Source organism: Kitasatospora sp. NPDC001261, assembly GCF_042896795.1.
In the GTDB taxonomy this organism is placed as follows: Bacteria; Actinomycetota; Actinomycetes; order Streptomycetales; family Streptomycetaceae; genus Kitasatospora.
This window is the reverse complement of the sequence record NZ_JBIAXP010000001.1, coordinates 397,352-411,404: the sequence shown is the minus strand read 5'-3', so window position 1 is coordinate 411,404 and position 14,053 is coordinate 397,352. Positions and strand designations below refer to the sequence as shown.

The 14,053-nt window shown below is 73.4% G+C and carries 12 protein-coding genes; 4 read left to right on the top strand and 8 right to left on the bottom strand.

The features are described 5' to 3' along the window. Positions 1-142: 142 nt before the first annotated feature. The 6 genes from ACFY4B_RS01860 to ACFY4B_RS01835 all read right to left on the bottom strand — a co-directional run bounded on the left by ACFY4B_RS01860 (position 143) and on the right by ACFY4B_RS01835 (position 6,151). A complete protein-coding gene (locus tag ACFY4B_RS01860; RefSeq protein WP_387966222.1) occupies positions 143-496 on the bottom strand; it encodes an MmcQ/YjbR family DNA-binding protein in 354 nt (117 codons plus the stop codon). A 158-nt stretch (positions 497-654) separates the two neighbouring features. Continuing rightward, a complete protein-coding gene (locus tag ACFY4B_RS01855) occupies positions 655-1,929 on the bottom strand; it encodes an acyltransferase (protein WP_387966221.1) in 1,275 nt (424 codons plus the stop codon). Between the two features lie 27 nt (positions 1,930-1,956). Further along, positions 1,957-3,081: an alpha/beta hydrolase gene (locus ACFY4B_RS01850; RefSeq protein ID WP_107086471.1), complete on the bottom strand. Its 1,125-nt coding sequence runs from the start codon at positions 3,079-3,081 to the stop codon at positions 1,957-1,959. 267 nt (positions 3,082-3,348) lie between these two features. Beyond that, positions 3,349-4,023 (bottom strand): response regulator transcription factor, encoded by a 675-nt coding sequence (locus ACFY4B_RS01845; RefSeq protein WP_049652627.1) that lies wholly within the window; start codon positions 4,021-4,023, stop codon positions 3,349-3,351. Further along, positions 4,020-5,348, bottom strand: coding sequence for a sensor histidine kinase (locus ACFY4B_RS01840; RefSeq protein WP_387966220.1), 1,329 nt, complete (start codon positions 5,346-5,348; stop codon positions 4,020-4,022). Before ACFY4B_RS01840 ends, ACFY4B_RS01845 begins: the two co-directional genes overlap by 4 nt. Positions 5,349-5,464: 116 nt before the next feature. Beyond that, on the bottom strand, positions 5,465-6,151 hold the full coding sequence (locus ACFY4B_RS01835; RefSeq protein ID WP_074000770.1) for a TetR/AcrR family transcriptional regulator: 687 nt from the start codon (positions 6,149-6,151) through the stop codon (positions 5,465-5,467). Positions 6,152-6,384: 233 nt separating this feature from the next. Between ACFY4B_RS01835 and ACFY4B_RS01830 the strand changes: the two genes are divergently transcribed. Further along, a complete protein-coding gene (locus tag ACFY4B_RS01830; protein ID WP_369808305.1) occupies positions 6,385-7,974 on the top strand; it encodes an MFS transporter in 1,590 nt (529 codons plus the stop codon). Between the two features lie 89 nt (positions 7,975-8,063). On the opposite strand, the gene ACFY4B_RS01825 is transcribed toward ACFY4B_RS01830, so the two are convergent. Then, positions 8,064-8,522 carry a nitroreductase/quinone reductase family protein gene (locus ACFY4B_RS01825; RefSeq protein WP_079271734.1) on the bottom strand — a complete coding sequence of 153 codons (459 nt, stop codon included), beginning with the start codon at positions 8,520-8,522 and terminating at the stop codon, positions 8,064-8,066. 117 nt (positions 8,523-8,639) lie between these two features. After that, the gene (gene aceE, locus ACFY4B_RS01820; protein ID WP_074000772.1) at positions 8,640-11,390 is read right to left on the bottom strand and encodes a pyruvate dehydrogenase (acetyl-transferring), homodimeric type; all 2,751 of its coding nucleotides are present in this window, start codon (positions 11,388-11,390) and stop codon (positions 8,640-8,642) included. Between the two features lie 517 nt (positions 11,391-11,907). On the opposite strand from aceE, the gene ACFY4B_RS01815 reads away from it, so the two are divergent. The 3 genes from ACFY4B_RS01815 to ACFY4B_RS01805 all read left to right on the top strand — a co-directional run bounded on the left by ACFY4B_RS01815 (position 11,908) and on the right by ACFY4B_RS01805 (position 13,859). Further along, the gene (locus ACFY4B_RS01815) at positions 11,908-12,351 is read left to right on the top strand and encodes a DUF3052 domain-containing protein (RefSeq protein ID WP_049652614.1); all 444 of its coding nucleotides are present in this window, start codon (positions 11,908-11,910) and stop codon (positions 12,349-12,351) included. A gap of 241 nt (positions 12,352-12,592) precedes the next feature. After that, positions 12,593-13,051 carry a peroxiredoxin gene (locus ACFY4B_RS01810; RefSeq protein WP_387966219.1) on the top strand — a complete coding sequence of 153 codons (459 nt, stop codon included), beginning with the start codon at positions 12,593-12,595 and terminating at the stop codon, positions 13,049-13,051. A gap of 232 nt (positions 13,052-13,283) precedes the next feature. Next, the gene (locus tag ACFY4B_RS01805; protein ID WP_074000774.1) at positions 13,284-13,859 is read left to right on the top strand and encodes a TerD family protein; all 576 of its coding nucleotides are present in this window, start codon (positions 13,284-13,286) and stop codon (positions 13,857-13,859) included. Positions 13,860-14,053: the final 194 nt, after the last annotated feature.

The following is a 14,053-nucleotide window of genomic DNA, read 5'->3' as shown; positions in this document are numbered from 1 at the left end:
AGCCTAGGGGGCCCGAAGGGATGCCGGGAACGCCTAAACTGTGGGATGGCTCACATGAACCAGGGGTGTCTGTCCGACGTCTCCCAGTGGTTCGGACAGTGGTTCGTACGGAGGCCGGTGTGGCCGGTGGGAAGGGGCGCGCTCAGACCCCGGACTCTCCGGATTCGTCGAACGCGCGGACCAGGCGCTTCGGCGCCGTCCGCCGCCAGGCCTCGGTGACCAGGTCGCGCAGCTCGTCCCCGTCCACCAGGTCCAGCCGGACGCTCACCCAGCCGTGCCGGCCGACGTACGGGGCGGAGGAGAACACCTCGGGCTCGGCGGCGAGCAGTTCGGCCTGGTCCTCGGGGGAGGCCTTGACGGTGACCCGGTCCCCGTCGGGCGCGCCCATCGCGAAGATCCGGCCGCGCACCCGCAGCGTCTCGATGTCCCAGGTCGGCTCCTGGGCGGCCTCCGGCAGGGCCAGGGCCATCGTGCGGAACTCGTCGAACGTCACCATGGCGGCAGGGTAGGGCAGGGCACTGACAGTGCGCCCCGGCGCGCGGCACGGCGCACCGGGGGCGGCGGGCGACGGCCGCAGGGGCGCGGACCGACCGGTCCACGCCCCATCGACGGTGGTGCGCCCCGTCGTTCGGCCAGGCCGCACCCGGCGGACCGTCACACCATGCCCAGCGCGTACGCCGCGAACAGCGCCGCCGCGGCCCCGGCCACCGCCTTGCCGCCCCGGGAGAAGGCCGTCCACGGGCCGTCGAACCGGCGGGTGAACCAGCCGACCGCCACCAGCACGGCGCCGAACAGCGGCAGCAGCGCCAGCCGGGCGACCACCCAGCCGAGCGAGTCCGGCGCCGTGCTCAGCCCCGGGACGGCGCCCAGGGCGGCCGCGCCGGGCACCGCCACCGCGAGCATCGCGCTCTGGTGCCAGCAGAAGATCGTCATCGCCGACAGGTTGACCACCACGACCGGCAGCCAGAGCAGCGGACGGCCGGTCAGCAGCCGGCCCAGCCGCTCCCGCAGCAGCACCGCGGCGCCGCACTGGAACGCCGCCAGGGCGAGCACCAGCAGGGACGGCGGGTGCGAGTTGGTCCGCTCCGCCCCGGGCACGCCGACCATGCTGGCCGGGTAGTGGAAGACCAGCAGCAGCGCGGCGAACAGCGCGCCGCCGCCGAGCAGCAGCACCCGGGCCGTCGGGCGGCCGAGCCGGCCCTGCGCCCAGAGCACGCCCAGCTGGTAGCCGAACAGCCAGCCCGGCAGGATGTTCAGCAGCGCGACCCAGGACGGCACCGACCCGGCCCACGGCCCGTACCGCAGCAGGTCGACGGCGGCGACCGAGGCCACCAGCAGGCCCGCCGACCAGCCGCCCAGCCGGCGCCCGGCGGCCACGCAGAGCGGGGTGAGGGCCGTCAGCCCCAGGTAGACCCCGATGTACCAGAGCGGCTGCACCACCAGGGTGGCGCCGGTGCGCACGGTGTCCTCGGGGACGCCGAGCGCGGGCAGCAGCGGGATCAGCGCCGCCCAGACGGCCGCCACCCCGAGCACCGGGCGCAGCAGCCGGACCGCACGGGCCCGCAGCCAGCCGCCGTACGTGACGCCCTTGGCCCGGGCCCGCTCCAGCGAGCGGACCGAGGAGTGGCCGCCGACCAGGAAGAACACCCCGAGCATCTGGAGCACCCAGCTGAGCGGGGCGAAGAAGCCGAGGGTGGAGAGCGGGCTGGCGTTGTGCAGGGCGCCGTCGGGGGAGCGGGTGAAGCCGCCGAGCATCCAGTGGCCGACCGGTACGGCGAGCAGGGCGAGGGCGCGCAGCCCGTCCAGGGCGCGGTCGCGGTCGGCCGGGGTCTTCGCGTCGACCCGCGCGGCGGCGCGGCGCAGGGCGGTGAGCGGTCCGGCGGCGAGCGCTCGGGGGGTACGGGGCGGGGCGGCGAGGGTGTCGGCCATGGTGGTGCTCCTTCCGGTGCGGGCGGGTCAGGCGCGGCCGAGGGCGACGGCGGCGTAGGCGGCGAGGGAGGCGGTGCCGGGGGCGAAGTAGCCGGTGTGGCCGTGGGATCCGGCGGCGGGCAGCGGGCGGGCGCCGAAGCCGGGGGCGGTCGGGTCGGCGCCGTGGCCGAGGCCGAACAGCCGGACCTTGGGCACGTCGCCGATCCAGTCGGAGTCGTTGCGGGCGGTGGCCCAGAGCGGGACGCCCGGGTCGAGGTCGGCGGCCGAGCCGACACCCATGCCGGGCGAGCCGAGCACCACCACGCCGGAGGCCTGTGCGGGGGTGGGGCGGGCCAGGCCGCAGACCACCGAGCCGTAGCTGTGGCAGAACACGGTGGGCGGGTCCTGCGGGCGGGTGGTGGCGGCGAGTCCGTCGAGCAGCCGGGTGAGGCGGGGGGCGCCGGCCCGGGCCAGGTCCTCGGTGGCGGCGTCCAGGCCGAGGCCGAGCGGGGTGGTGTAGCCGGCCCAGGCGATCACGGCGGTCTGTCCGCCGGTGGCGTCCAGGAGCGCCCGGGCCATGCCGGCCGGGGTGCCGTACGGGTCGCCGGCGCGGTCGAAGCGGAGCAGGTCGGTGTCGGAGCCGGGGACGATCACGGCGGTGCGGCGGGCGGTGGCGAGGTCGCCGTACACCTCGGCGACCTGGCCGCGGCCGCGCGGGTCGAAGGCGAGGATCCGCCGGCCGCCGTCCAGCAGGGCGCGGTAGCGCTCGGCGCGGGTGCGGGCGGCCTCGTGGTCCTGCGGGGTGAGGGCGGGGTCGGTGGCCCGGGCGAGTTCGCGGGTGCGCTCGGCGGTCAGGGCCAGGGCGTTGGCCCGGTACCGGAGGGCGACCGGGGCGCCGTCCAGGTTGCCGACCACCAGCGGGTACCGGGCGGTCAGGGCGTCCTGCCGGGCCGGGTCCAGCCCGGCGAAGAACGCGGCGACCCGGGCCGGTTCGGTGGTGGCCGGGTCGGGCAGCCGCAGGCCGAGCGAGGTGTCGGCCGTCCACGCGGCGCTGCCGGGCGGCGGGCCGGTGACCGGGGTCTGGGTGTCGGCGGCCCAGCCGCCCGCGCCGAGCATGATCGCCACTGCCACCGCGGCGCCGGCGATCGCCCGCCCGGCTCGAAACCTGCGCATGTCCCTGCTCCCTCCTCGTCCGTTCGGCCGCCGACTCGGTTCGGCTTCCGACGAGGAGGAAGGTAGGAATGCGACGGCCCCGCGGACGTCACACCGCGGGGCCAACTCCCGGGTGCTACCCGGGTATCAGGGGAGACGGCCGCCCCGAGCCGAAGGGCGCGCCGGTGCCGAAAGGGAGAAGCGAGGGAGTGACGAAGGAGCGAGGGAGCGCCGACCGTCGGCGCCGGGTCGAGAGCGCCCGGAGGCGAGCGGGCGAACAGCTGCCGGTTACTGACCCGGTGTCACCAGGCCGGACTCGTAGGCCAGGATCACCGCCTGGGCGCGGTTGTGCAGGCCGAGCTTGGCGAGGATGCGCCCGATGTGGGTCTTGACGGTCTGCTCGGCGAGCACCAGCCCGGCGGCTATCTCCTGGTTGGACAGGCCGCGGGCGATCAGCTCCAGCACCTCGGTCTCGCGCGGGGTCAGGCCGTTGAGCCGCACCTTGGGGTCGCGGCGCCTGGCCGGGCGGGTGCGGGCGAAGTCCTCGATCAGCCGGCGGGTCACCGAGGGGGCGAGCAGCGCCTCGCCGGCCGCGACCACCCGGACCGCGGCGATCAGGTCGGCCGGCGGGGCGTCCTTGAGCAGGAAGCCGCTGGCCCCGGCGCGCAGCGCCTCGTACACGTAGTCGTCCACGTCGAAGGTGGTCAGCATCAGCACCTTGGGCCGGTGGGCGCCGGGCACGGCCGGTTCGAGCAGCCGCCGGGCCGCCTCCAGGCCGTCCATGACGGGCATCCGGACGTCCATCAGCACCAGGTCCGGGTGGGTGCGGCCGTTGACCTCCAGGGCCTGGGCGCCGTCCGCCGCGTCCCCCACCACGTCGATGTCGCTCTGGGCGTTGAGCAGGGCCGCGAAGCCCGCGCGCACCATGGCCTGGTCGTCGACGATGATCACGCGGATGGTCATGCGGTGGTCTCCTGGGGGGTGTCGGTGTCGGGGCGGTCGACGGGCAGGACGGCGGCCACCTTGAAGCCGCCGTCCGGCAACGGGCCGGTGTCCAGCCTGCCATCGACCAACCGGACGCGTTCACGCATTCCGACCAGCCCCTGCCCGGTGCCCTCGACCGAGGCCTCCAGCGACTCGGTGCGCTGCGGCGGGGGCGCGTTGACCACCGTCACCAGCAGCGCCGGGCCGTCCGTGCTCAGCGACACCCAGGCCCGCGCGCCGGGGGCGTGCCGCACCACGTTGGCCAGCGCCTCCTGCACGATCCGGTAGGCGGACAGGCCGACGGCCTGCGGTGCCTGGTCCAGCAGGTCCACCAGGCCCGGTTCCACGGTCAGTTCGGCAGGCACCCCGGCCCGGCCCACCGTCTCGACCAGCTGGGCGAGTTGGCCCACCCCGGGCTGCGGGGCCCGCTCCCCGCCGGACTCCTCGCTGCGCAGCACGCCGAGCAGCCGGCGCATCTCGGCCAGCGACTCGCGGGCGGTGCCGGCTATCGCGGTGAACTCCTCGGCGGCCTCGTCCGGCACCCCGGTGATCCGGTACGGCGCGCTGGCGGCCTGCACCGCGATGACCGACATGTGGTGCGCGACCACGTCGTGCAACTCCCGTGCGATCCGGGCGCGTTCCTCCAGCAGGGTGCGGCGTTCACGTTCGACCTCGCTGATCTGCTCCTGCTCGCTGAGCAGCCGGCGCGCCTCGGCGCGGTCCCGGACGGCCCAGCCGAGCAGCAGCACGGCGCCGCTGAGCGCGATCAGCAGCATGGTGGTGCCGTCGCCGGAGCGGGGCAGGCCGAGCGTGGTGGTGAGCGCGGTGAGCGCGATGGTGGCGAGCCAGACCGAGAGCAGGGTGGCCCGGCTCTCCCGCAGCGCCAGGGCGATCAGCAGGAAGAGGTACGAGAGGATCATCGGCGCGGTCCACGGCCAGGTGCCGCCGTCCTGGTCGTACCGGGCGGTGATGGTGGCGGTGGCGACCAGGGTGCCCGCGCTGATCCACCAGGCGGCCAGGGGCCGGGTGATGGCGAGCAGCAGCGGCACCGTCTGGGCGACGGTGAGCGCGCCGGCCACCGGGAGCACCAGGCCGAAGAAGCCGACCAGGGTGGCGATCCCGGCGGGGATCAGCGAGGACAGCATGATCAGGACGACGGCGTACGGCAGCCGGCGCACCCAGCGCCGGGGCGACGTTCCGAGCAGCGGGGTGTGGCCGCCGCTCGGGGTGGTCAGGTGGTGTCGGAAGGTGCCCAGCAGGCGCAGGGCGTGCGGGCGGAGCTCGGCGGCGGTGAGGTTCTTCATCGCGCGCCAGCCTAGGAGGGCGGGGCCCCGCCGGGCGTCGCACCGGAGCCCGATTTTCCGGGTGCTACCGGGGTACCGGGTGATACCCCGGTATGACGCGGGTGCGCGGCCGGGTACTACGCGCGGTCGTGCCAGTGGCCGGCCAGGGCCGGGCCGAGCTGGTCGAAGTGACGCTCGATCACCGCGACCATGCCCTCGGGGCCGGCCGGCTCGTGCTCGGCGCTCCAGGAGAGGTGGGCCAGGCGCAGCAGTCCGCCGAAGACGGCGGCGAGCACGGCCGGGCGCAGGTCCTCGGCCGGGTCCAGGCCCTCGCGCTCGGCGAGCACCCGGACGACCAGCCGCTCCTGCTCGTTGACCCGCCGCAGGTGGGCGGCGAGCAGCGGGGGCGTCTCCTCGATCATCCGCATGAGTTCGAGGGCGCTGTGGATCGAGCCGGGGCCGGCGGCCTCCTCGCTGCCGAGGTCGTGCCAGGCCTTGACGATCGAGGCGCGCAGGGCCTGGAGCGGGGTCTCCTCGGCCGGGCGGTGGCGCAGGCACTCCATGAAGTAGTCCTCGGCCACGGCCATCACGGCGAGCGCGACCTCGTCCTTGTTGGCGAAGTAGCGGAAGAAGGTGCGCTGGGAGACGTCGACGGCGGAGGCGATCTCGTCGACGGTCGTCCGGGCGAAGCCCTGCCGGAGGAAGAGCACGTGGGCGGCCTGGATCAGGGCGTACCGGGTCTGCTGCTTCTTGCGCTCGCGCAGTCCGGGGGTGCGCCCGGGGCCCTCCGGGGCGTCGGTGGTGCGGGGGGTGTGAGCGGCCATGAGCAGGGGCCTTCCGGAGGGCTGGGTACGGCGGTGGGAGCACGATCCTAGCGCTCTGACAAATGTCAGTTATGGCCAGAAGTCACTGTTTGCCGAATGTCAGCGGCTGACATAATCTGCCGAGGTGGCGCCCGTCGGGCCGGGGCACCTGTGGGGACGGGTGGGCCGGGGCGCCACGACCACGTCCTGCACCCCAGCCACGCCCCCGGAGGGCCCTGATGAGCCAGTCCGTCGTGAAGAACTCCGAGGCGGACGCACCGCCGCCGCCGAACCCGCCGTCGGGGGGCGGCCTCAAGGGGCACCCCTGGCTGACCCTGCTGACCGTCGCGGTCGGCGTCATGATGGTCGCGCTGGACGGCACGATCGTCGCCATCGCCAACCCGGTGATCCAGGAGAAGCTGCACGCGGCGCCCGCCGAGATCCAGTGGGTCACCAGCGGCTACCTGCTGGCCCTGGCGGTCTTCCTGGTCACCGCCGGCAAGATCGGCGACCGCTTCGGCCACAAGGCCACCTTCCTGGTCGGCGCGGTGGGCTTCGCCGTGACCTCGGCCGCGATCGGCTTCGCCGGCAACATCCAGACCGTGATCGCCTTCCGGGTGCTCCAGGGCCTGTTCGGCGCGCTGCTCCAGCCGGCCGCGCTCGGCCTGCTGCGCGGGGCCTTCCCGGCCGAGCGGCTCAACATGGCGATCGGCATCTGGGGCGGCGTGATCGGCGCCTCCACCGCGGCCGGCCCGATCGTCGGCGGCCTGCTGGTCGAGCACGTCAACTGGGAGTCGGTGTTCTTCATCAACGTCCCGGTCGGCCTGATCGCGCTGGCGCTGGGCCTGTGGATCCTGCGGGACGTCCGCGCCGAGAAGGCCGCCAAGTCCTTCGACCTGCCCGGCATCGCGCTGCTCTCGGTGGGGATGTTCGCGCTGGTCTTCGGCATCATCAAGGCCCCCGAGTGGGGCTGGGGCGACGGGCGGACGCTGCTGTTCCTGGGCGGCGCGGTGGTCCTGATGGTGCTGTTCGCGCTCTGGCAGGGCAAGGCCCGCGAGCCGCTGGTGCCGCTCGGCCTGTTCCGCTCGGTGCCGCTGTCGGCGGGCGTGCTGCTGATGGCGCTGATGGCCTTCGCGTTCTTCGGCGCGATCTTCTTCGTGACCTTCTACCTCCAGAACGTGCACGGGATGAAGCCGGTCGACGCCGGCGTCCACCTGCTGCCGATGACCGGCATGATGATCGTCGGCTCGCCGCTGGCCGGCCTGGCGATCGGGAAGCTGGGCCCGCGCATCCCGATCGTGGCCGGGATGCTGATCACCACCGTCGCGATGTACGGCATGTCCACCCTGGACACTGGCTCCGGCAACGGCGTGATGTCGCTCTGGTTCGTCCTGATGGGCCTCGGCATCAGCCCCGTCATGGTGGGCGCCACCGAGGTGATCGTCGGCAACGCCCCGCTGGAGCTCTCCGGCGTGGCCGGCGGCCTCCAGCAGGCCGCGATGCAGGTCGGCGGCAGCCTTGGCACCGCGGTGCTGGGCGCGCTGATGGCCGCCAAGGTCGGCGACGTGCTGCCGGGCAACTGGGCGAAGGCCGGCCTGCCGCCGGTCGAGGGCGCGGCGGGCGAGGGCCTCAAGCAGGCCGCCCAGCTCGGCATCGCCCCGCCGGCCCCGGCCGGCACCCCGCAGCAGGCGGTGGACGCGATGGCCGGCGCCGTCCACGAGTCTTTCGTCAGCGGCATGTCGCTCGCCTTCGCGGTGGCCTCCGTGGTGGCCCTCGCCGCCGCCGCGCTCGGCCTGCTCACCCGCCGCGGCACCACCGACGCGGGCCCGTCCGTGCACATCTGACGGCCCCACGGCCCCGCCGCACGCCACGGCCCCGGACTCCTCGGAGTCCGGGGCCGTCGTGGTGCCCGGGCGGCGGGCGCCCCTGTGCGTCAGGCGCGGCTGAGGGCCACCAGCGGGACGGTCCTGGCGGTGGTGCGGTAGCCGGCGAACTGGGGCTGGGCGGCGATCTGACGGGCCCAGAGCGCGTCGTGCTCGGCCGGGTCGACCGGGGCCGCCAGGGCCGGGTAGCGCTCGGCGCCGACCTCGACGGTCACCTCGGGGTGGGCCACCAGGTTGCGGTACCAGAGCGGGTCCTGCTCGCTGCCGCCGTTGGAGGCGAAGACCACCAGCCGCCCGCCGTCCGGCAGGTAGACCAGGGGAGTGGTGCGCGGCTCGCCGCTGCGGGCGCCGACCACGGTGAGCAGGAGGACCGGCGCGTCGGCGAGCGGGCCGCCGACGGCCCCCTGCCGGGTGCGGAACTCCGCGATCACGTTCCGGTTGAACTCGCCCGCACCGTCGGCGGGTTCGGGGTGCCGCCCGGAGGGCCCGGGCCTCGTCTCGTCGGTCATGACGCCGAGCCTAGGACCTCACACCGGTGTGAGGGTCAAGAACACGACGGACGGCGAAGGGCCGGACCCCCCGTGCGGGAGGTCCGGCCCCTCGGTGCCTCAGTGCCTACCGGCCGGTCAGGCGTCGCCGCCGGCGGCGCCCGGGTCGGCCGCGGTCACGTCGAGCAGCTGGTAGCGGTCGATCGCGTCCTTCAGGGCCGAGCGGTCGATCTTGCCCTGCTTGGCGAGCTCGGTGAGCACACCCAGGACGACCGACTGCGCGTCGATGTGGAAGAAGCGACGGGCCGCGCCACGGGTGTCGGCGAAGCCGAAGCCGTCGGCGCCCAGCGACTGGTACTGACCCGGCACCCAGCGGGCGATCTGGTCCGGCACCGCGCGCATCCAGTCGGACACCGCGACGACCGGGCCCTCGGCACCCTGGAGCTTCTGGGTGACGTACGGCACGCGCTGCTGCTCCTCGGGGTGCAGCAGGTTGAACTCCTCGGCCTCCACCGCGTCGCGGCGCAGCTCGTTCCAGGAGGTCGCGGACCAGACGTCGGCCTTGACGTTCCACTCCTCGGCGAGGATGCGCTGGGCCTCCAGGGCCCACGGCACGGCCACGCCGGAGGCGAGGATCTGGGCCGGGATCTGGCCCGCGGTGCCCGGCGCGTACCTGTGCAGACCCTTGAGGATGCCCTCGACGTCCACGTTCTCCGGCTCGGCCGGCATCTTGATCGGCTCGTTGTAGACGGTCATGTAGTAGAACACGTCCTCGCCGTGCGGGTGCTCGGCGCTGGAGCCGTACATCCGCCGCAGACCGTCCTGGACGATGTGCGCGATCTCGAAGCCGTACGCCGGGTCGTACGCGACGACGCCGGGGTTGGTCGAGGCCAGCAGGTGCGAGTGGCCGTCGGCGTGCTGCAGGCCCTCACCGGTCAGCGTGGTGCGGCCGGCGGTGGCGCCGATCACGAAGCCGCGGGCCAGCTGGTCGGCCATCTGCCAGAACTGGTCGCCGGTGCGCTGGAACCCGAACATCGAGTAGAAGACGTACACCGGGATCAGCGGCTCGCCGTGGGTGGCGTAGGACGAGCCGGCGGCGATCAGCGAGGCGGTGCAGCCCGCCTCGGAGATGCCGTCGTGCAGCATCTGGCCGGTCGGCGACTCCTTGTAGGCGAGGAGCAGGTCCCGGTCGACCGACTCGTAGGTCTGGCCGAGCGGGTTGTAGATCTTCGCCGACGGGAAGAGCGAGTCCATGCCGAAGGTGCGGTACTCGTCCGGCGCGATCGGCACGAAGCGGTTGCCGATGCCCTTGTCCCGCATGAGGTCCTTGAGCACCCGGACGAACGCCATGGTGGTGGCGATGGTCTGGTTGCCGGAGCCCTTCTTGACCGCCTTGTAGGCGTCGTCGCCGGGCAGCTCCAGCTTCCGCGGGCGGACCTTGCGGGTCGGCACGTAGCCGCCGAGCTCCTCCCGGCGGTCGTGCATGTACTGGATCTCCTCCGAGTCGCGGCCCGGGTGGTAGTAGGGCGGGTAGCCCTCGTCCAGCTGCTTGTCGGTGATCGGCAGGTGCAGCCGGTCGCGGAAGCGCTTCAGGTCCTCGACCGTCAGCTTCTTCATCTGGTGGGTGGCGTTGCGGCCCTCGAAGTTGGGGCCCAGCGTCCAGCCCTTGACCGTCTGCGCCAGGATGACCGTCGGCTGGCCCTTGTGCTCGCGGGCCGCCTTGAACGCCGCGTAGATCTTCTTGTGGTCGTGGCCGCCGCGACCCAGGTGCTGGATCTGCTGGTCGGTCATGTTCTCGACCATGGCGCGCAGGCGCAGGTCGCCGCCGAAGAAGTGCTCGCGGATGTACTGGCCGGTCTCGGTGGCGTAGGTCTGGAACTGGCCGTCCACCGTGGTGTTCAGCTTGTTGACCAGGACGCCGTCGCGGTCCTGCGCGAGCAGCGGGTCCCAGGAGCGGTCCCAGACCAGCTTGATCACGTTCCAGCCGGCGCCCCGGAACTGGGACTCCAGCTCCTGGATGATCTTGCCGTTGCCGCGGACCGGGCCGTCCAGGCGCTGCAGGTTGCAGTTGACCACGAAGGTCAGGTTGTCCAGGCCCTCGCGGGCGGCCAGCGAGAGCTGGCCGAGCGACTCGGGCTCGTCCATCTCGCCGTCGCCGAGGAAGGCGTAGACCTGCGAGTCCGAGGTGTCCTTGATGCCGCGGTGCTCCAGGTAGCGGTTCATCCGCGCCTGGTAGATCGCGCCGAGCGGGCCGAGGCCCATCGAGACGGTCGGGAACTCCCAGAAGTCCGGCATCAGCCGCGGGTGCGGGTAGCTGGAGAGGCCGTACGGGGCCTTCGACTTCTCCTGGCGGAAGGCGTCGAGCTGCTGCTCGGTGAGCCGGTCCAGCAGGAAGGCGCGGGCGTAGATGCCGGGGGAGGCGTGACCCTGGAAGAAGATCTGGTCGCCCGACTCGCCCTCGGCGTCCTTGCCGCGGAAGAAGTAGTTGAAGCCGACGTCGTAGAGCGACGCGGAGGAGGCGAAGGTGGCGATGTGGCCACCGACGCCGATGCCGGGGCGCTGCGCCCGGGAGACCATGACGGCCGCGTTCCACCGGGTCGCGTTGAGGATCTTCCGCTCGATCTCCTCGTTGCCGGGGAAGAACGGCTCGTCCTTGGTCGCGATGGTGTTGACGTAGTCCGTGCTGCGCATCTCGGGCACGGCGACACGCTTCTCGCGGGCGCGCTCGATCAGCCGCAGCATCAGGTAACGGGCACGCTCACGCCCCCGCTCGTCGATGGCCGCATCGAGCGACTCCAGCCATTCCGCGGTCTCCTCGGGATCGAAGTCCGGGACCTGACTCGGAAGGCCGCCAATGATGATCGGGTTGCGATCGGATCCGGAAGCCACGCTGTTCCTTCACTGTCGGTCGAAACTGAGGTGTGTCGCGCCGCCTCCATCGTGCTACCGCGCTCGGAGATCCGTCATCTCTACCGATCGGTAACCGTCGCGCCCGGTGGGCGGTCCGGTCTGGTGGTGCGCGGTGCGGGCGTCTCCGTCCGCTCCGCACACCCCCGGGTGTTACGAAAAGAGGTGGTCCGACCTGGTGTCCCGTCCGCCCGATGGCGGGCGGCCGGGGTGAGGGCCAACAGGAGACTCTACGCCCGCGCACGCGCGGACCCCGAATGCCGTTCGCATCTCGGGCACACGTACGGCCTGTGGGCCGGGACCACCCGAAGCATCCTCGGACCATGCAGAAAAGGGCAAATCGGTGTGATTCCCGACACGTCCCACGGCGTGTTCCGGTGCGACACGTCAACCTTTGGAGGGGATCGGGGGTCGGGTACTTGCGCGAACCGCCGCGCCCGTGTGGACTACGGCCACAGCCTCGGCATGGATGCCGAGCCGAATACTGGAGGTTATTCCCGTGAGCGCGACCGCGGACCCCGCGGACAAGTCCAACCCGGCGACCCGTCTCGGCTTCGAAGAGGGCCAGATCATCCAGGAGCTGGGGTACGACGAAGACACTGACCAGGACCTCCGCGAAGGCATCGAGGAGCTCACCGGGACGGATCTCGTCGACGAGGACTACGACGACGTCGCCGACGCCGTCCTGCTGTGGCACCGCGACGACGACGGGGACCTCACCGACGCCCTCGTCGACGCGCTGGAGTACCTGGCGGAGGGCGGCCTCATCTGGCTGATGACGCCCAAGACCGGGCGGGACGGCCACATCGAGGCGTCCGACATCAACGACTCGGCCAAGACCGCCGGTCTCTCCCAGACCAGCTCGATCAACATCGTCAAGGACTGGGCGGCCACCCGGCTCGCGACCAAGTCCACGGCGAAGCAGAGCGGCGGAAAGCGCTGAGCGGGCTCTGAAGTCCCCGCACCGGGCCCCGCCGGAGGAACCCCCTCCGGCGGGGCCCGCTGCATGCCCGCCGCCCGCCCGGGGCCCGGCCGGCGCTCCGGACCGGCCCGTTCGCGGACGGCGAACGCGGCGGGCCGCGGCCGCCCGCCTCATCCGTTCGGCGGAACGGCCGTAAACGAATGCGAGGATGTGGCCTGCCGCGCCCGCCGCGCGGCGCGCTCGCGTCAGAAAGGTCCCGTTCATGGCCATCGAGGTCGGCACCCAGGCTCCGGACTTCGAGCTCCGCAACCAGCACGGCGAGTCCGTCCGGCTCTCCGACTTCCGCGGCCGGAAGAACGTCGTCCTGGTCTTCTACCCGTTCGCCTTCACCGGCGTCTGCACCAGCGAGCTGGGCGCGATCCAGCGGGAGCTGGCGGGCCTGCAGAACGACACCGTGCAGGTGCTCGGGCTCTCCTGCGACTCCCAGTTCTCCCAGCGGGTCTTCGCCGACCGGGAGGGCCTGGAGTTCCCGCTGCTGGCCGACTTCTGGCCGCACGGCGAGGTCGCCCGCGCGTACGGCGTCCTCGACGAGGAGCGGGGCTGCCCGCTGCGCGGCACCTTCGTGGTCGACACCGCCGGCGCGGTGCGCTGGAGCGTCGTCAACGGCCTCCCGGACGCCCGGGACGAGCAGGAGTACCTGAAGGTGCTCGCGGCGCTCTGAGGCCCCGCCGGGGGCCCCGGACGCGTCCCGGGCGCGCCCGCCGGGCCCCTTCGGCGCCCGCCGGCCGGGTGCCGTGGGGCCGTGTCCGGCCTGATCAGGGGTGCGGGCGGGAACCCCGTACTACGCTCGGGCCGTTGGCGGGGTGGGACGCGGGGGCCGATCGGCCTCCCGCCGCCCCGGACCGCACCACCGGGGGCACCACTGGACGTGCCTCCCGATTCTTGGAGGACTAGTGGGAGTCAGCCTCAGCAAGGGCGGCAACGTCTCGCTCACCAAGGAGGCACCCGGCCTCACGGCCGTGGTCGTCGGCCTGGGCTGGGATGTCCGGACCACCACCGGTGCGGACTTCGACCTGGACGCCAGCGCCCTGCTGTGCAACGCCCAGGGCAAGGTCGCCTCGGACGGCAACTTCGTGTTCTTCAACAACCTGAAGAGCCCGGACGGCTCGGTCGAGCACACCGGTGACAACCTGACCGGCGAGGGCGAGGGCGACGACGAGGCGATCAAGGTCAACCTGGCCGGCGTCCCGGCGGACGTGGAGAAGATCGTCTTCCCGGTGTCGATCTACGACGCCGAGACCCGCAGCCAGAACTTCGGCCAGGTGCGCAACGCGTTCATCCGCGTGGTGAACCAGGCCGACAACTCGGAGCTGGCCCGCTACGACCTCTCCGAGGACGCCTCCACCGAGACCGCGATGGTCTTCGGCGAGCTGTACCGCAATGGCAGCGAGTGGAAGTTCCGCGCCATCGGCCAGGGCTACGCCTCCGGCCTGCGCGGCATCGCGCAGGACTTCGGCGTCAACGTCTGAGCCGTCGCCGGCGCCCTGCGGCGCGGGCTGCGCGCCGTTCTCCCGGGGCGGGGCCCGCCCCCCCGGGGGCCGGGGCGCCCCCCCCGCGGGCGCCCCCGGGGGCCGGGGGGGGGGCGGCGCCGGCCCCCGGCGGCGCGGGCGGCGCGCGGGCCCCGGGGGGCGCCCCCCCCCCCCGGGGGCCGGGGCCCGCCCCG